Here is a 231-nt window from a genome sequence, read left to right as displayed (position 1 = left end):
CTTCGCTGCAATGGGTGCCATCCTCAAGCCGCAACAATTGCCCGACTTCATCCAGACTGAACCCCAGGCGCTGCGCGGTCTTTACGAATTTCACGCGGGCCACGTCCGCTTCGCCGTAGCGCCGGATACCACCATAAGGGCGATCCGGTTCGACGAGCAGCCCCTTGCGCTGATAGAAGCGGATCGTCTCGATATTGACCTCGGCCGATTTGGCGAAGGCTCCGATAGTCA

At 59.7% G+C, this 231-nt stretch carries 1 protein-coding gene; it reads right to left on the bottom strand.

Translation table 11 applies throughout. The features are described from left to right. Window positions 1-231 (bottom strand): MerR family transcriptional regulator (locus tag KZZ07_RS27510; protein ID WP_219520236.1); only part of this gene is annotated, 231 nt, incomplete at both ends.

The sequence above is a fragment of the Mameliella sp. CS4 genome (genome assembly GCF_019392335.1).
Taxonomy (GTDB): Bacteria; Pseudomonadota; Alphaproteobacteria; order Rhodobacterales; family Rhodobacteraceae; genus Antarctobacter.
Note: the sequence above shows the minus strand (reverse complement) of the source record. Positions and strands in the feature narration are given on the sequence as shown.